The sequence below is a fragment of the Prolixibacter sp. DSM 2831 genome (genome assembly GCF_056493735.1).
Genome location: NZ_CM151379.1, coordinates 3,966,579 through 3,983,788 on the forward strand (window position 1 = coordinate 3,966,579; position 17,210 = coordinate 3,983,788).

The following is a 17,210-nucleotide window of genomic DNA, read 5'->3' on the forward strand; positions in this document are numbered from 1 at the left end:
TAATACACTTTATTCAGCATCTACATTTTCGGATGCCTTGATGTCTACCAAACGATCGTACTCCTCACGTGAGCCAACTACCAGGTTGCGGTATTCACGCTTACCGGTACCGGCCGGGATGAGGTGTCCGCAGATGACGTTCTCTTTCAAACCTTCGAGGTAATCGACCTTACCGTTGATAGCGGCTTCGTTCAATACCTTGGTAGTTTCCTGGAACGACGCAGCTGACATCCACGACTTGGTTTGCAGTGCAGCACGGGTAATTCCCTGGAGTACCTGGTTTGATGTAGCCGGTACAGCCGGACGTGCTTCCACAACCTTTTTATCGCGACGTTTCAGTTGCGAGTTTTCATCGCGCAAACGACGGGCAGTGATAATCTGTCCCGGACGCAGCGTTTCGGAATCTCCCGGATCATTTACAACCATTTTGTCGTAAATCCAGTCATTCTCCTGGTTGAATTCGCTCTTGTCGACAATCTGTTTTTCGAGGAAGCGGGTATCTCCCGGATCATCGATATCGACTTTGCGCATCATCTGACGAACGATTACTTCAAAGTGCTTATCGTTGATCTTCACACCCTGCATACGATAAACGTCCTGTACTTCGTTCACGATGTACTCCTGAACTTCTGTCGGACCTTTAATCCTCAGGATGTCTGCCGGCGTAGTAGCACCATCGGAAAGCGGTGTACCTGCACGAACGTAGTCGTTCTCCTGAACCAAGATCTGACGTGACAGCGGAACCAGGTATTTCTTCACGTCGCCTACGCGGGAAGTGATGATAATCTCGCGGTTACCACGCTTGATTTTTCCCAGTGAAACTTCACCATCGATTTCCGATACAACGGCAGGATTCGAAGGATTACGTGCCTCGAACAGCTCGGTTACCCTCGGCAGACCACCGGTGATATCGCCCGCTTTACCTGAAGCACGCGGAATCTTCATCAATACATCACCCGCTTTCACCGTAGCCCCTTCGTCAACACTCAAGTGACCACCTACCGGGAGGTTGTACGAACGCAACACCTCGCCATTCTCATCGAGAATACGCAGAGTCGGATTCTTGGTTTTATCACGGGTTTCAACGATTACTTTCTCCTTATATCCGGTCTGCTCGTCGGATTCTTCACGATAGGTAATTCCATCAATCAAATCCTGGTATGAAACGCGACCTTTGAATTCGGTAATAATTACACCGTTATACGGGTCCCATTCACAAAGTTTACTGTCCTTGGTAATAGGCTCGCCTTCCTTAACGTAGAGTTTAGAACCATAAGGCAGCGCGTGTGTCGACAATGGAATACCCGTATTCTTATCAACAATTTTCAACTCGGCCAGACGGCTAACAACGATATCCATGTCTTCGCCGGCATCGTCTGTCCATTCAACCGAACGCAGTTCTTCGAACTGTGCGATACCATCGTAACGGGCCACTACAGTAGACTGTGAAGAAACGTTACCGGCAATACCACCCACGTGGAAAGTACGCAGTGTCAGCTGAGTACCCGGCTCACCAATCGACTGGGCAGCAATTACACCAACCGACTCACCAGCAGAAACCATGTTACCTGTAGCCAGGTTTCGGCCATAACATTTGGCACAAACCCCCACTTCAGATTCACAGGTCAATACCGAACGAATTTCAACACGCTCGATAGGAGACTCGTCGATAACTTTTGCTATTTCTTCTGTAATTTCCTCTCCCGAACGGATGATTAGAGCACCGGTCATCGGGTGGTAAATATCATGAACAGTGGTACGACCCAAAATACGTTCATACAGCGATGCAACGATTTCTTCGTTGTTTTTGATAGCGCTGGCTACCAATCCACGCAATGTACCACAATCACTTTCTGAAATAATCACATCCTGCGCAACGTCAACCAAACGACGGGTCAAATAACCAGCATCGGCAGTTTTCAGAGCGGTATCGGCCAAACCTTTACGAGCACCGTGAGTAGAAATAAAGTACTCCAGTACCGAAAGTCCCTCCTTAAAGTTGGCCAAAATCGGGTTCTCAATAATCTGAGCACCTGTTGAACCAGACTTCTGAGGTTTCGCCATCAATCCACGCATACCGCACAGCTGACGAATCTGCTCCTTCGAACCACGGGCTCCCGAGTCAAGCATCATGTAAATCGAGTTGAACCCCTGCTTATCGCTGCTCAACGTCTGCATTACATTCTGCGTCAACTTGGCGTTAACGTGTGTCCAGATATCAATTACCTGGTTGTAGCGCTCGTTGTTGGTAATGAAACCCATGTTGTAGTTGGCCATCACCTCTTCAACTTCGGCATAACCTTCGGCAACCATATCTGATTTTTCGTCAGGAATGATCACATCATCAAGGTTGAATGACAAACCTCCACGGTATGCCATCTTATAACCGGTGTGCTTGATATCATCGAGGAACTGAGCGGTAACAGCGTTACTGGTACGTTTCAGGATCAACGAAATAATTTCGCGCAATGCCTTTTTGGTCAACAACTTGTTGATATAACCGGCTTCTTTCGGCACGAGCTCGTTGAAGATGATTCGACCAACAGTCGTCTCAATCATCGTCTCGGTCAGTTCACCGTTATCATCTAGGTCGGTTACTTTACAGTTGACAATTGCGTGTATTTCGGCTTTGCCTTCGTTGTGTGCAATAATTGCTTCTTCCGGAGAGTAGAAAGTCAAGCCTTCGCCCCGGGCACCTTTCCGTGGTTTGGTCATGTAGTACAGACCCAACACCATATCCTGAGAAGGAACGGTAATAGGAGCACCGTTAGCGGGGTTCAGCAGGTTGTGCGATGACAACATCAGCAACTGAGCCTCCAGAATGGCGGCGTTACCCAACGGAAGGTGAACAGCCATCTGGTCACCGTCGAAGTCGGCGTTAAAACCGGTACATACCAACGGGTGCAGACGGATAGCTTTACCTTCGACCAATACCGGCTGGAATGCCTGAATAGAGAGTCGGTGAAGCGTAGGAGCACGGTTCAGCATAACCGGGTGTCCTTTCATCACGTTCTCCAGAATATCCCAGATAACCGGGTCTTTCCGGTCGACAATTTTCTTCGCTGATTTAACGGTCTTTACAATACCGCGCTCAATCAATTTACGAATGATGAACGGTTTGTAAAGCTCGGCAGCCATATCCTTCGGAATACCACATTCGTGGATGCGAAGCGTTGGTCCCACCACAATTACCGAACGGGCTGAATAGTCGACACGTTTACCCAGAAGGTTCTGACGGAAACGTCCCTGCTTACCTTTCAGCGAGTCGGAAAGTGATTTCAGTGCACGGTTGTTATCCGTTTTCACTGCATTGGACTTACGGCTGTTATCGAAGAGTGAATCGACAGCTTCCTGAAGCATACGTTTCTCGTTACGGAGAATCACTTCGGGAGCTTTGATTTCAATCAGTCGTTTCAAACGGTTGTTACGGATGATAACCCGACGATACAGGTCGTTCAGGTCGGAAGTGGCGAAACGTCCACCATCCAACGGAACCAACGGACGCAGATCCGGCGGAATAACCGGAACGACTTTCACAATCATCCACTCCGGACGGTTACGACCTTTCGACGCACGGAAAGCTTCAACTACCTGGAGACGTTTCAATGCCTCGTTTTTCCGCTGCTGCGAAGTTTCGGTGTTGGCTTTGTGGCGAAGATCGTACGACATTTCATCCAGATCCAGACGCTCGAGCAGACGGTATAGTCCTTCGGCGCCCATATCAGCGATGAATTTGTCCGGATGATCATCATCCAGTCCCTGATTTTCCTTCGGCAAAGTCTCGATAATATCGAGATATTCTTCTTCCGTAAGGAAATCGAGATATTTTACACCATCATTACGTTTGATACCCGGGTTGATAACCACGTAGCGTTCGTAGTAAATGATGGAATCGAGTTTCTTGGTTGGCAAACCAAGCAGGTAACCGATTTTGTTCGGAAGTGATTTAAAATACCAGATGTGGGCTACCGGAACCACCAGTGAGATGTGTCCCATGCGCTCACGACGTACTTTCTTTTCTGTCACTTCCACACCGCATCGGTCACAAACGATACCGCGGTAACGGATGCGTTTGTATTTCCCGCAATGACATTCATAGTCTTTTACAGGCCCGAAGATCCTTTCACAGAAAAGACCGTCACGCTCGGGCTTATAGGTGCGGTAATTAATCGTCTCTGGCTTCAGTACTTCCCCGTGTGAACGTTCCAGAATTTCTTCCGGAGACGCCAAACTGATGGTGATTTTCGAGAAGTTACTTTTGACCTTGTTGTCTCGTCTGAATGCCATAATTTATCGAAAGAGTTTGTAAAGAATACAATATCTGAAGTATGGTGCTTCGGGAATACCGGGCATGTGAAACATACCCGGTTTACCCAAAGCTTAATATTCTACTACTCGAGGTTTACGCTCAATCCGAGTCCCCTGAGTTCGTGCAACAATACATTCAACGATTCGGGAATACCCGGACTTGGCATCGGATCGCCTTTTACAATGGCTTCGTAGGCTTTTGCCCTTCCGATGACGTCGTCGGATTTCACCGTCAGAATTTCCTGCAGGATGTGTGATGCACCGAATGCTTCGAGTGCCCAAACCTCCATCTCTCCAAAACGCTGACCACCAAACTGTGCTTTACCACCAAGCGGCTGCTGCGTAATGAGTGAGTACGGACCGATTGAACGGGCGTGCATCTTATCTTCAACCATGTGGCCCAGTTTCAGCATGTAGATAACACCTACAGTTGCCGGCTGGTCGAATGGTTCACCGGTTTCGCCATCATGCAGAACAGTTTTACCGAAGCGTGGTACACCAGCTTTATCCGTATATTCCGAGATTTCTTCCAGCGATGCACCATCGAAAATAGGAGTGGCAAATGTCAGTCCCAGTTCTTTTCCGGCCCATCCCAGAACGGTTTCGTAAATCTGTCCCAGGTTCATACGCGATGGTACACCCAGCGGGTTCAATACGATATCTACTGGGGTTCCGTCGGCCAGGAACGGCATGTCTTCGTCGCGTACAATCCGCGATACGATACCTTTGTTACCGTGGCGACCAGCCATCTTATCACCAATCTGCAGTTTCCGCTTTTTAGCGATATAAACTTTGGCCAGTTGGAGAATTCCGGCAGGAAGTTCATCACCGATGGTTACGTTGTAACGCTTACGACGGGCAACAGCTTCCGCTTCCTTGTACTTCATAATATAGTTGTTCACAAGGTCGCGAATCATATCGTTCTTATCCTTATCGGTCGTCCATTTGTTTGGATTTACGTTCAGATAATCGATTGCCTGCAGTTGTTTCAGGGTGAACTTGGTTCCTTTCGGAATGATATCCGTATTGAAGTAATCTTTTACACCCTGCGATGTTTTACCATTAACAAGGGTAAAGATTTTATCGTACAGAATTTCGTTCAGTTTTTCAATTTCAGCTTCAAACTCGCGGTCAATTTGTTCGAGCAAAGGCTTGCTGGTAATCTTGCCTTTTTTCTCTTTCATCACGCGGGAGAAAAGCTTCTTATCGATAACTACACCACGAAGTGAAGGAGAGGCTTTCAACGAAGCATCTTTCACATCACCGGCTTTGTCACCGAAGATAGCACGGAGCAGTTTTTCTTCCGGAGAAGGATCGGACTCTCCTTTCGGAGTAATTTTACCGATCATGATATCGCCGGGCTTCACATTCGCTCCAATGCGAATCAGACCATTTTCATCGAGATTGCGGGTAGCTTCTTCACTTACGTTCGGAATATCGGAAGTGAATTCTTCTGCACCACGTTTGGTGTCACGTACTTCGAGTGAGTACTCGTCGATGTGAACCGAGGTGAAGATGTCTTCACGGACAATCCGCTCGGAAACCACAATCGCATCCTCGTAGTTATATCCCTGCCAGGGCATGAAAGCAACTTTCAGGTTGCGTCCCAGTGCCAACTCTCCTTTTTGAGTTGCATAGCCCTGAGTCATCAGTTCGCCTTTCGTTACCCGCTGGCCCTTAAAAACCATCGGTGTCAGGTCGACACAGGTACCCTGGTTAGTTTTCTGATATTTTTGTAGATAATATGTTTTCGTATCCGAATTGAAGCTCACAAAGCGCTCCTCATCGGTCATATCATATTTAACAACGATTTTGTTCGCATCAACATAGTCGATAACACCGTCGCCTTCAGCAGCAATCTGAACGCGGGCATCACGAACCACGTAGCCTTCCAGTCCGGTTCCTACAATCGGAGCTTCCGGACGCAACAGTGGAACAGCCTGACGCATCATGTTCGATCCCATCAATGCACGGTTGGCATCATCATGCTCGAGGAAAGTAATCAATGATGCAGCAATCGATGCAATCTGGTTAGGACCAACGTCCATCAGAGCAATCTCTTCAGGACCGGCAACCGGGTAATCGGCGTCGAGACGCGATTTAATACGGTTGTTAACAAATTCGCCGTCTTCTTTCAGTGGTGCGTTTGCCTGAGCGATGATTTTACCCTCTTCTTCTTCAGCTGTCAGGTAAACGACATCATCGTTGCTCAAACTTACTTTTCCGGTTTCCACCTTGCGGTAAGGAGTCGAAATAAATCCGAGGTCAGTAATCTTCGCAAATACACATAGCGAAGAAATCAGACCAATGTTCGGACCTTCCGGGGTTTCGATCGGACACAGACGACCATAGTGCGTATAGTGAACGTCACGAACCTCGAAACCGGCGCGTTCGCGTGACAGACCACCAGGACCAAGTGCCGACATACGACGTTTGTGCGTCATTTCGGCCAGCGGGTTGGTTTGGTCCATGAACTGCGAAAGTGCATTGGTACCGAAGAAGGAGTTGATAACCGAAGAAAGAGTCTTCGAGTTAATCAGGTCAACCGGGGTGAATACCTCGTTGTCACGAACGTTCATTCGCTCACGGATGGTACGCGCCATACGAGCCAGACCTACACCAAACTGGTTGTACATCTGTTCACCCACTGTACGAACACGACGGTTCGACAAGTGGTCGATATCATCGACATCAGTTTTCGAGTTGACCAACTTTATGAGGTACTTGATGATTTCGATAATGTCCTCTTTGGTAAGCACGCGGGTATCCATATCAATGTTCAGCCCAAGCTTCTTATTGATACGGTAACGTCCTACTTCTCCCAGATCATAACGAACTTCTGAGAAGAACAATTTTTCGATCACATCACGTGCGGTTGCATCGTCCGGCGGCTCAGAGTTACGCAGCTGACGGTAGATGTGCAATACCGCTTCTTTTTCAGAGTTACAAGGGTCTTTCTGCAAGGTATTGTAAATGATGGCATAGTCACCAACATTCTGCTCTTCCTTGTGCAGAAGGATCGTTTTTGCACCCGAATCAAGAATTTCATCAACGTGTTCGGGTTGAATAACCGTCTCACGATCGATGATTACTTCGTTACGTTCGATGGATACCACCTCACCGGTATCTTCATCAACAAAATCCTCTACCCATGTTTTCAGAACACGAGCAGCCAGTTTACGACCAACAACCTTTTTAATTCCCGACTTCGAAACCTTCACTTCATCAGCGAGACCGAAGATTTCGAGAATCTCCTTATCGCTCTCGTATCCAATCGCACGCAAAAGGGTGGTAACTGGTAGTTTTTTCTTCCTGTCGATGTATGCAAACATCACATTGTTGATGTCGGTTGCAAACTCGATCCAGGAACCTTTGAAAGGAATAATCCTTGCTGAATAAAGTTTGGTTCCATTAGCATGTACACTCTGACCGAAGAATACGCCTGGTGAGCGGTGCAGCTGCGATACAACTACCCTTTCAGCACCGTTAATGACGTATGAGCCACTGGGTGTCATGTATGGTACGGTGCCAAGATATACATCCTGAACCACCGTATCGAAATCTTCGTGCTCGGGATCGGTACAGTAAAGCTTTAATTTGGCTTTCAGGGGGACACTGTAAGTGAGCCCACGCTCGATACATTCGGTAATCGAATATCGGGGCGGATCGACCTGGTAATCGAGAAATTCGAGGACGAAATTATTTCGGGTATCAGTTATTGGGAAGTTCTCCTGGAAAACGCTACTCAATCCTTCGTTTTTCCGTTCTTCAGGAGAGGTTCCCAACTGGAAAAATTCTTTGAAAGATTTAATCTGCACCTCCAGAAAGTCGGGGTACTCGAACCTACTCTTGGTAGATGCAAAACTAATTCTTTTATTTACAGTATTTGAAGACATTATCGACCAAATTAAGGAACCTAAAATATAAACATAAAAAGGCTTAGAATCCCTTTTCGGGATTCTAAACCGTATATAACCTCAGAAGTACAGGTCAAAGTCTTATTTGAGTTCAACTTCAGCTCCAGCTTCTTCAAGTTGAGATTTAAGAGATTCTGCTTCTTCTTTCGAGACTTTTTCTTTGATGGCTTTCGGCGCACCGTCAACCAATTCTTTGGCTTCCTTCAGACCTACACCAGCTAATTCCTTAACCAGTTTTACTACGGCCAATTTTGAACCACCAGCAGCTTTCAGGATAACATCAAACTCAGTTTGAGCTTCTTCAGCGGCACCTTCGCCACCAGCAGCAGGACCAGCAACGGCTACAGCAGCAGCTGCAGGCTCGATGCCATATTCTTCTTTCAGGATCTCAGCCAGTTCAGTAACATCTTTTACAGTCAGATTTACCAGTTCTTCTGCAAGCTTTTTAAGATCTGCCATTTTCCTCGAGATTTAAATATTAAGTGATTAAATTTTTTAACTCTAAATTGTAATAATAATTAGGCGTTACGCTCTTCCAATGTTTTCAATACACCAGAAATTGTTGAACCTCCAGACTGAAGAGCCGAGATAAGATTCTTGGCCGGTGACTGGAGCAGTGCGATAACGTCTGCAAGCAATTCTTCTTTCGATTTGATATTTACCAATACTTCCAACTGATCGGCACCAACGTAAGTTGATTCTTCAACATAAGCACCTTTCAATACAGGTTTCTTGTTTGCCTTAGCGAACTCTTTGATGAGTTTTGCCGGTGCATTACCTGTATTACTAAACAGAATGGATGTATTTCCTTTCAGTACATCATAAAGCGTCTCAGTTTCTTTTTCAGAATTCTCGAGGGCTTTACGGAGCAGCGTATTCTTAACTACAATCAGTTTTACTTCACGCTTGTGACACAACCGCCGTAAGTTGCTTGACTTTTCGGCATCCAGGTCAGCTATATCGGCCAAGTAAAAATGACTGTATGAATTGATCTGCTCGGTTAATTGATCAATAACCTCTATTTTTTCGGATCTTTTCATCGCAATTATCTTTTACTTAGTCCAAGCAAGACTTAGGTTCAACCTGAATCCCTGGGCTCATGGTACTTGAAACATAAATGCTTCTAATGTATGTACCTTTTGCAGCGGCGGGCTTTAATTTCTGAATGGTATGTACAAACTCGCGGATATTCGCCTCGATTTTATCCGATTCGAATGATACTTTTCCAACTGAGGTATGAACAATACCATATTTGTCAACTTTGAAGTCGATCTTACCCATCTTTACTTCCTGGATAGCCTTACCAACTTCCATGGTAACGGTTCCACTTTTGGGATTGGGCATCAGACCACGAGGTCCAAGAACACGACCCAACTGACCTACTTTTCCCATTACCGGAGGCATGGTGATCACAACGTCTACATCGGTCCAACCGCCTTTGATTTTCTCGATGTATTCATCCAGACCAACATAATCAGCACCTGCTTCTTTGGCTTCGGCTTCCTTATCAGGAGTTACCAGTGCCAGCACTTTTACTGATTTACCGGTTCCATGGGGCAAAGTCACAACACCGCGTACCATTTGGTTGGCTTTCCTGGGATCGACCCCGAGACGGACGTCTATATCAACCGAAGCATCGAATTTGCTACTGGTAATTTCTTTCACCAGCGATGACGCTTCTTCCAAAGTATAGACTTTCCCGGCTTCGAGTTTCTCCAAAGCAGCCTTTTTATTTTTGGTAACTTTTGCCATTTGGACGTTTACTTTTTTAGTTATTAAATGGAGAGTCTCCTGTTACGGTAATCCCCATACTCCGAGCGGTACCGGCAACCATACGCATCGCCGATTCCACGGTGAAACAGTTCAGGTCAGTCATTTTGCCTTCGGCAATTTCCTTCACCTGATCCCATGATACCTCTCCCACTTTGTTTACGTGAGGCTCCGAAGATCCTTTCTTAACCTTTGCTGCATCAATAAGCTGAACTGCTACAGGCGGTGTTTTTACGATAAAGTCGAATGACTTATCGGCATACACGGTAATTACTACCGGTAATACTTTGCCTGCCTGCTCCTGCGTTCTGGCATTAAACTGCTTGCAGAACTGCATGATGTTCACCCCTTTGGCACCAAGGGCCGGACCTACGGGAGGTGAGGGATTAGCTGCACCACCTTTAATCTGTAATTTAATTAATCCAGCAACTTCTTTTGCCATAACGTTTTTTTAGAAAAAGTTACGTTACTCCTTTTCTACTTGCATAAAGCTAAGCTCCAAGGGAGTTTTTCGACCGAAAATCTTCACCATTACTTTCAGTTTCTTCTTCTCCTCATTGACTTCTTCAATGATTCCGTTGAAACCGTTAAATGGTCCGTCGGTCACTTTGATGGTCTCTCCAACAACGAACGGTACTTCAAAACCTTCGCCACTTTCCTGAAGCTCGTCGACCTTACCAAGAATCCGGTTTACCTCTGACTGACGCATCGGAACGGGATCGCCGCCCTTTGTGTCACCCAGAAAACCAATCACATTGGTAATATTCTTTAGCATGTGTGGAATCTCTCCCACCAATGCTGCTTCAATCAGGACGTAACCCGGGAAGAAGTTGCGTTCTTTTGCCACTTTCTTTCCGTTGCGGATTTGATATACCTTTTCCGTCGGGATTAAAACCTGTGAAATGTAATCCTGAAGACCAGCATTCGCAACTTCACTTTCGATATATTCTTTTACCTTCTTTTCTTTTCCTCCGATGGTTCGAAGAACATACCATTTGCGTTGAATTTCACTCATTACGGTCCTCCAGAATCAAATTAATAGAATAAACTGTAAATAAATTTCATCGCATTCTCGAAAACGAGATCGATTAAAAATATAAACAGTGCGATTATTAAGGAAGCAACCATTACTACTACTGCACTATTCTGTAATTCCTTCCAGGTTGGCCATGTTACTTTGTGCACCAACTCTGTGTAGGCTTCAGAGAAATAAGATTGTATCTTCATATCCGAATTTAATTCGTTTTGTTTCTCTTTGCGAGATTGTCGGGTAGTAAGAATCGAACTTATCATCAAAAAAATTGCCCCAAACCGGCATACCCGTTGTAAGTACAGTCCCGGACATAACGTCCGGGACTGCTTTATTGTTTAAGCTTTATGCTTTCAAATTACTCTACAATTTCAGTAACCTGACCGGCACCTACGGTACGACCACCTTCGCGGATTGCGAAACGCAGACCGAGGTTCAATGCTACCGGGTAAATCAGCTCAACAGTAATGGATACGTTGTCGCCAGGCATTACCATTTCTGTTCCTTCAGGAAGAGAAATTTCACCGGTTACGTCAAGCGTACGCAGGTAGAACTGCGGACGGTATTTGTTGTGGAAAGGAGTGTGACGACCACCTTCTTCTTTCTTCAGTACGTAAATCTCAGCTTTGAACTTGGTGTGAGGAGTGATTGAACCCGGCTTAGCCAGAATCATACCACGCTTGATTTCTTTCTTGTCAACACCACGCAGCAACAAACCTACGTTGTCACCAGCCTGTCCGTCATCAAGAATTTTACGGAACATCTCAACTCCGGTACATACAGTCTTACGACCTTCGGCACCCAAACCAATCATCTGCAGTTCGTCACCAGTGTGAACAACACCAGTTTCGATACGACCTGTAGCAACAGTTCCACGACCAGTAATAGAGAATACATCCTCTACCGGCATCAGGAAGTCTTTGTCGATGTCACGCGGAGGCAGCGGAATCCAAGTATCAACTGCATTCATCAGTTCCATTACTTTTTCTTCCCACTCTTCTTCACCGTTCAGTGCACCCAAAGCAGAACCCTGAATAACAGGAGTATTGTCACCGTCGAATTCGTAGAATTCGAGCAGTTCGCGTACTTCCATCTCAACCAGCTCCAGCAATTCCTCATCGTCAACCATGTCAACTTTGTTCATGAAAACAACGATACGAGGAACGTTTACCTGGCGAGCCAACAGGATGTGCTCACGAGTCTGAGGCATAGGACCATCAGTAGCAGCTACTACAAGAATAGCTCCGTCCATCTGAGCAGCACCAGTTACCATGTTCTTCACATAGTCGGCGTGACCAGGACAGTCAACGTGCGCATAGTGACGGTTTTCAGTCTGGTACTCTACGTGAGCAGTATTAATAGTAATACCACGCTCTTTCTCTTCAGGTGCATTGTCAATAGAATCGAATTCTTTTATTTCAGACAATCCCCTTTTTGCCAAAACTTTAGTGATTGCAGCTGTAAGTGTTGTCTTACCGTGGTCCACGTGGCCAATGGTACCAATGTTCACGTGGTCTTTGGACCTGTCGTAATGTTCTTTAGCCATAACTCCAAAAATTAGATAGTGTGTTTTAAATTTTCTATTTGTTAATCATCTAATCTTTTTACGAGCCGATGACGAGAATTGAACTCGTGACCTCTTCCTTACCAAGGAAGCGCTCTACCCCTGAGCTACATCGGCAAAATTAGAGCGGGAGACGGGATTCAAACCCGCGACCCTCAGCTTGGAAGGCTGATGCTCTATCAGCTGAGCTACTCCCGCAAAAATTTCACGTGGGGAGAGCAGGATTCGAACCTACGAAGGCATAAGCCAGCAGATTTACAGTCTGCCCCAGTTGGCCACTTTGGTATCTCCCCAATTCATAAAAATTCCAATGAACTTTAGCACTGTTTTCCTGATAAATCGAGCGGTTTTAAGCCAAGCAAAACACTCTCGACCATCTATCAAACAGTTGTTTACCCCCGATAGTTACGTTTAATTCAAAGCTACCTGCCCAAATTACGTCCCTATACACAGAACAAACCATTTCTAAGGAATTCCTCCTTAAAAATGGTTTGCAAATGTAAAAATTTTTTTGCCTAAAAAGCAAATTTACCACACTTTTTTTAAATTATTTAGCCTTTAGTTTTTCCTTGTATTTCTTGAGCTGACGACGCAATGCATCGATCGCCAAATCGGTCGCTTCCTCGAAGGTTCGGGCCTGCTTTTTGGCAAAGAGGTTTTCATTGGAAGGAACGGACAGTTTTATCTCCGATACTTTGTTTTCCTTTTCCTCGTCGTTTACCAGTTTCAGCACTATATCGGCACCGATAATCCCGTCAAAGAACAAGTCCAACTTGTTTACTTTTTTTTCACAAAATTCGATCAGCTTCTGATCGGCTTTGAAATGAACTGCTTGTACTTTAACGTCCATAATAGATCCTCCATTCATTTAAGCTCTGGGGTGAGCTTGTTTATAAACTTCTTTTAGCTTCTCAAAAGATGTATGGGTGTAGACTTGCGTTGCTGCCAGGTTAGCGTGCCCCAACAACTCCTTGATTGCATTCAGGTCTGCCCCATGATTCAAAAGATGCGTGGCAAAAGTGTGCCGCAGGATATGCGGACTTTTTTTATCGAGTGTGGTAACTTTAGCCAAATGTTTTTTCACAGAACGATAGACCAGCTTATCGTAAACCGGTTCACCGGCTGCTGTCATAAATAAAAAACAAGACCCTTCTCCGAAAAGTTCACGCCGTTTGGCAATATAGGTGGTCAAATCGCGATTTATTTCACGTGGGTACGGAACTAACCGCTCCTTGTTTCTCTTCCCCAGAACTTTCACCATACATTCGTTTAGGTTCAGATCTTCCGTTTTTATGGCTCGAAGTTCCGCCAGGCGAATTCCGGTCCCGTAGAAGAGGCTTATCATGGCCTTGTCGCGCAAGCCTTCAAAATCATTACTGAAATACTTTCCGTCCAGCAACCGGTTGATTTCGGTTTCCTGAAGGAATGAAGGAAGACGCTTGCTCACCTTGGGTGCAATAACCCGATCCATCGGATTGGTCTCCAGCAACTCTTCCCGCATCATGAATCTGAAATAGGTCTTCAGCGTCGAAAGCTTCCGATTAACGGTCCGGGCCGAAATATCCTGCTCCATCATGGAAATAATCCATTGCCTGACCAGGTGAAAATCGACCGCCTCTAAACAAAAATCCTCCACCAATTCATTCCCGAAAGAAATAAACTGATCGAGGTCTTTTTTATAGGCCGCCAGCGTATGTGGCGAATAACGCTTTTCGTATTTCAGATAATTCAGAAATGATTCCTGATTAAACATTGAAAAGGGTTAAAGAGATTTAAATTCAAGATACGAAAAATTTCGCACCCATTTTACATATCTCAGCCCTTAACATGCCTTAATCTTCCTCACGCTGCATTTGCTGAATATAGATCGCTTTTTTAATCTCCGTGCGACGCTCAACCGAAGGTTTGGTATAAGCCTGACGGCTACGCAGTTCTTTTACTACTCCGGTTTTTTCAAATTTTCTTTTGAAACGCTTGAGAGCACGTTCGATGTTCTCTCCTTCTTTCAAGGGAATTACAATCATACCGTTTCCTTATTACTTATTTATTCGAGTTTCTTTATTATTCCTGATTTCGGGTCGCAAATTTATGAATATTCCGTTACGAATCAAACTGTCAGCACCAAATAATTAGCGCAACAACAAATTATGCTGCCGAAAATTACGGCGCAAAGATAATGTAAGGTTGTAGTTTTTCAACTTTTTCAGGAAGGAAAATATCACCCAGCGCTTCGAAACCTTTAATCTTCCCCTCTTTTTCCCTTCTGTTCACTACCGCTTTGGCTTCACGGTAGTTGATATACGGATGACGGGCCAAATCGCCCAGCGAGGCAAAATTGATTCGAATAGGATGCAAACCTTCTTCTGACACCTTTATATAAGGCAAGGCTCTATTGTAATGCTCGTCTCGCAAACCATAAACTTCTTTCAGCTGTCCGGTGGAATAATATCCGCCCAACAGCCTGCGGTATTTCACAATTCGTCCGGCCAGCACCGGTCCTATCCCCGGCAGCTCTTCCAGGCTGACAGAATCGGCACTGTTTAAATCGAGAACAGGAATTATTTTCTGCTTTGCCCGAGTTGATTCCCGCACAAGGGGCTTATCAGTTACCACAAATGTTCGGGCGGGTTTAACCTCTCTGCTTTTTTTAGTTCGAGGTATGGTATCTTGGTTCATCCGGACAAAAGGAATAAGTTTTTCACTGATTGAATCAGGTAAACCATAAATTTTGCCAATGTCTTTCGGCTTCCGAAAATGTCCACCTTTCTTCAGGTAGTTCACCCAATTCGATGCCGGCTTTTCCGCAATTCCCATTGCCAACAACTCCTTTCGGGAAACCTTGTTGGGATTGAACGGAACAGGATGCAGCCGATACTTCTCCCTCAAAAGACTGTCGCGTTTTTCCTGATAAGCCGTCACCTGCTGTTCCCATTCGGTGAAATCGTATTCCGGAGATGGAACAATAACAGGCAACAACAGATTAATCGCCACCATTACCAATAAAATGGCGAGCAAAATTAAAACTCCGTTTTTCTCTCTTTTCGAGAAACTAAAATATGTACGCAGAAACGGAAATTTCATGTATCAGATGTCCTGGATTGGCAACTTCAATATTAAAGTTACAAAAAAAGCTTCCTGATAACCAGAAAGCTTTTCCCTAAAGTTGATATTTTCAATTTAGAATTTCAGAATTCCAAGACTATTCAAAAAGACAAAGGCAATGGCCACCGGTGCCAGAAACTTGATGATGAAATAATATACCTTAAAGAGCATTTCATGTCCGCTTTCCCCTTCAACGCCATCTTTCACCACCGCCTTCTTAAGAATATAACCGGCAAAAATGGTAATCAACAGTCCGCCGAAAGGCAACAGAATGTTGGACGAAACATAATCGAACAAATCAAATGCTGTCTTATCAAACAGGGTATTATCTTTTAACGGACCATAGGACAAGGCACTCAACACTCCCAAAACACCAACTGTAGCCCCCGATAACCAGGTGGCTTTCTTACGGCTAATCTTTAACTCCTCAGTAAAATAGGCCACAATCACCTCCAGCAATGAAATAGAGGACGTAAGTGCGGCAATGACAAGCAGAACAAAGAATAACAATGCAAAGAAGTATCCTCCCGGCATCTGCTGGAAAATATTAGGCAATGTAATAAATACCAGTTTGGGTCCTGCATCCGGCTCGATATTGAAAGCAAAAACGGCTGGAAAAATAGCTACTCCGGCCAACACCGCTATCAGTGTATCGGCTAACGAAACGGAAGCCGCAGTACTCATCAGTCTTTCCTTCCGGTTAATGTAAGAACCATAGGTTATAATGGTTCCCATCCCCAGACTAAGCGAAAAGAAAGCTTGCCCCAAGGCTTCCAAAACCGTGTTGGCACTTAGCTTGCTGAAATCGGGTTTGAATAGAAAATCCAGCCCTTCGCCTGCGCCGGGAAGCGTAATCGCACGAATGTCGAGGATAATGATGATCACCAGCAAAACCGGCATCAGAATCTTTGTATACTTCTCAATCCCTTTCTGAACGCCTGCCACAACAATCGCCGCTGTCAGAAAAAGAAATATCAGCATCCAAACCACCGGCCAAACAGAACCTGAGACAAAATCATTATACATCGCATTCAACTCTACCGGCGTTTTCCCCGTAAAGCCATTTTTAACGGCCTGAAGCGTGTACTCCAACGTCCATCCGGCTACTGCGCTGTAAAAAGACAAAATAAGAAATGCAGCAGCTACGCCCATAATACCAACTGCCGGCCATCCGGTTTTCGGGGCAAGGAATTTAAAGGTACCGTAAGCATTACACTGGGCACTTCTTCCCAGTGTCATCTCGGTTAACATTAGCGGAATACCAATGAGAACAATGAAAAAAAGATACATCAGGAAAAACGCTCCTCCTCCGTTTTCTCCCAGCACATAAGGGAATCGCCAGATGTTACCGAGCCCAATGGCCGAACCGGCCGCTGCAGCGATAACGCCAAAGCGGCTTGTAAAGCTGTCTCTGTTGCCTTGCATAAGGTGGTCAGTGTTAGTTTGAAGAATGAGACTACAGGTAATCTCTATTTAGAATAAATAAAGCTATTTATAATCAAGTTATTATAGCGGGCAA

Annotated in this window: 14 protein-coding genes and 3 tRNA genes; all 17 read right to left on the reverse strand. The window is 45.3% G+C overall.

What is annotated here, in order from left to right:
- Window positions 1-9: 9 nt before the first annotated feature.
- Window positions 10-4,287 carry a DNA-directed RNA polymerase subunit beta' gene (gene rpoC / locus AC060N_RS16260; RefSeq protein WP_479524732.1) on the reverse strand — a complete coding sequence of 1,426 codons (4,278 nt, stop codon included), beginning with the start codon at window positions 4,285-4,287 and terminating at the stop codon, window positions 10-12.
- A gap of 104 nt (window positions 4,288-4,391) precedes the next feature.
- The gene (gene rpoB, locus AC060N_RS16265; RefSeq protein ID WP_479524733.1) at window positions 4,392-8,204 is read right to left on the reverse strand and encodes a DNA-directed RNA polymerase subunit beta; all 3,813 of its coding nucleotides are present in this window, start codon (window positions 8,202-8,204) and stop codon (window positions 4,392-4,394) included.
- A 102-nt stretch (window positions 8,205-8,306) separates the two neighbouring features.
- Window positions 8,307-8,684, reverse strand: coding sequence for a 50S ribosomal protein L7/L12 (gene rplL / locus AC060N_RS16270; RefSeq protein WP_106540148.1), 378 nt, complete (start codon window positions 8,682-8,684; stop codon window positions 8,307-8,309).
- Window positions 8,685-8,743: 59 nt separating this feature from the next.
- Entirely contained in the window at window positions 8,744-9,265 is a 522-nt protein-coding gene (rplJ, locus tag AC060N_RS16275; protein ID WP_106540149.1) for a 50S ribosomal protein L10, read from the reverse strand.
- Window positions 9,266-9,281: 16 nt separating this feature from the next.
- Complete coding sequence (gene rplA / locus AC060N_RS16280) at window positions 9,282-9,977, reverse strand: 50S ribosomal protein L1 (protein ID WP_106540150.1); 696 nt, start codon at window positions 9,975-9,977, stop codon at window positions 9,282-9,284.
- 16 nt (window positions 9,978-9,993) lie between these two features.
- The gene (gene rplK, locus AC060N_RS16285; RefSeq protein ID WP_106540151.1) at window positions 9,994-10,437 is read right to left on the reverse strand and encodes a 50S ribosomal protein L11; all 444 of its coding nucleotides are present in this window, start codon (window positions 10,435-10,437) and stop codon (window positions 9,994-9,996) included.
- Window positions 10,438-10,461: 24 nt separating this feature from the next.
- Window positions 10,462-11,010 carry a transcription termination/antitermination protein NusG gene (gene nusG / locus AC060N_RS16290; RefSeq protein WP_106540152.1) on the reverse strand — a complete coding sequence of 183 codons (549 nt, stop codon included), beginning with the start codon at window positions 11,008-11,010 and terminating at the stop codon, window positions 10,462-10,464.
- Between the two features lie 20 nt (window positions 11,011-11,030).
- Complete coding sequence (gene secE / locus AC060N_RS16295) at window positions 11,031-11,222, reverse strand: preprotein translocase subunit SecE (RefSeq protein WP_106540153.1); 192 nt, start codon at window positions 11,220-11,222, stop codon at window positions 11,031-11,033.
- A gap of 161 nt (window positions 11,223-11,383) precedes the next feature.
- Entirely contained in the window at window positions 11,384-12,571 is a 1,188-nt protein-coding gene (gene tuf, locus AC060N_RS16300; protein WP_463230782.1) for an elongation factor Tu, read from the reverse strand.
- Between the two features lie 63 nt (window positions 12,572-12,634).
- Window positions 12,635-12,706, reverse strand: a tRNA-Thr gene (locus AC060N_RS16305).
- A gap of 8 nt (window positions 12,707-12,714) precedes the next feature.
- Window positions 12,715-12,787: transfer RNA gene (locus tag AC060N_RS16310), tRNA-Gly, on the reverse strand.
- A 12-nt stretch (window positions 12,788-12,799) separates the two neighbouring features.
- Window positions 12,800-12,882, reverse strand: a tRNA-Tyr gene (locus AC060N_RS16315).
- A 254-nt stretch (window positions 12,883-13,136) separates the two neighbouring features.
- Complete coding sequence (hpf, locus tag AC060N_RS16320) at window positions 13,137-13,439, reverse strand: ribosome hibernation-promoting factor, HPF/YfiA family (RefSeq protein ID WP_106540155.1); 303 nt, start codon at window positions 13,437-13,439, stop codon at window positions 13,137-13,139.
- A gap of 18 nt (window positions 13,440-13,457) precedes the next feature.
- A complete protein-coding gene (locus AC060N_RS16325; RefSeq protein ID WP_479524734.1) occupies window positions 13,458-14,342 on the reverse strand; it encodes a tyrosine-type recombinase/integrase in 885 nt (294 codons plus the stop codon).
- 79 nt (window positions 14,343-14,421) lie between these two features.
- The gene (gene rpsU / locus AC060N_RS16330) at window positions 14,422-14,613 is read right to left on the reverse strand and encodes a 30S ribosomal protein S21 (protein ID WP_106540157.1); all 192 of its coding nucleotides are present in this window, start codon (window positions 14,611-14,613) and stop codon (window positions 14,422-14,424) included.
- 136 nt (window positions 14,614-14,749) lie between these two features.
- Window positions 14,750-15,670 (reverse strand): helix-hairpin-helix domain-containing protein, encoded by a 921-nt coding sequence (locus AC060N_RS16335; protein ID WP_479524735.1) that lies wholly within the window; start codon window positions 15,668-15,670, stop codon window positions 14,750-14,752.
- Window positions 15,671-15,766: 96 nt separating this feature from the next.
- Window positions 15,767-17,116: a sodium-dependent transporter gene (locus AC060N_RS16340; protein WP_479524736.1), complete on the reverse strand. Its 1,350-nt coding sequence runs from the start codon at window positions 17,114-17,116 to the stop codon at window positions 15,767-15,769.
- Window positions 17,117-17,210 lie beyond the last annotated feature (94 nt).

Coding starts and splice junctions, on each gene's coding strand:
- rpoC (WP_479524732.1), bottom strand. CDS start 4,287: ATGGCATTCAGACGAGACAACAAGGTCAAAAGTAACTTCTCGAAAATC.
- rpoB (WP_479524733.1), bottom strand. CDS start 8,204: ATGTCTTCAAATACTGTAAATAAAAGAATTAGTTTTGCATCTACCAAG.
- rplL (WP_106540148.1), bottom strand. CDS start 8,684: ATGGCAGATCTTAAAAAGCTTGCAGAAGAACTGGTAAATCTGACTGTA.
- rplJ (WP_106540149.1), bottom strand. CDS start 9,265: ATGAAAAGATCCGAAAAAATAGAGGTTATTGATCAATTAACCGAGCAG.
- rplA (WP_106540150.1), bottom strand. CDS start 9,977: ATGGCAAAAGTTACCAAAAATAAAAAGGCTGCTTTGGAGAAACTCGAA.
- rplK (WP_106540151.1), bottom strand. CDS start 10,437: ATGGCAAAAGAAGTTGCTGGATTAATTAAATTACAGATTAAAGGTGGT.
- nusG (WP_106540152.1), bottom strand. CDS start 11,010: ATGAGTGAAATTCAACGCAAATGGTATGTTCTTCGAACCATCGGAGGA.
- secE (WP_106540153.1), bottom strand. CDS start 11,222: ATGAAGATACAATCTTATTTCTCTGAAGCCTACACAGAGTTGGTGCAC.
- tuf (WP_463230782.1), bottom strand. CDS start 12,571: ATGGCTAAAGAACATTACGACAGGTCCAAAGACCACGTGAACATTGGT.
- hpf (WP_106540155.1), bottom strand. CDS start 13,439: ATGGACGTTAAAGTACAAGCAGTTCATTTCAAAGCCGATCAGAAGCTG.
- AC060N_RS16325 (WP_479524734.1), bottom strand. CDS start 14,342: ATGTTTAATCAGGAATCATTTCTGAATTATCTGAAATACGAAAAGCGT.
- rpsU (WP_106540157.1), bottom strand. CDS start 14,613: ATGATTGTAATTCCCTTGAAAGAAGGAGAGAACATCGAACGTGCTCTC.
- AC060N_RS16335 (WP_479524735.1), bottom strand. CDS start 15,670: ATGAAATTTCCGTTTCTGCGTACATATTTTAGTTTCTCGAAAAGAGAG.
- AC060N_RS16340 (WP_479524736.1), bottom strand. CDS start 17,116: ATGCAAGGCAACAGAGACAGCTTTACAAGCCGCTTTGGCGTTATCGCT.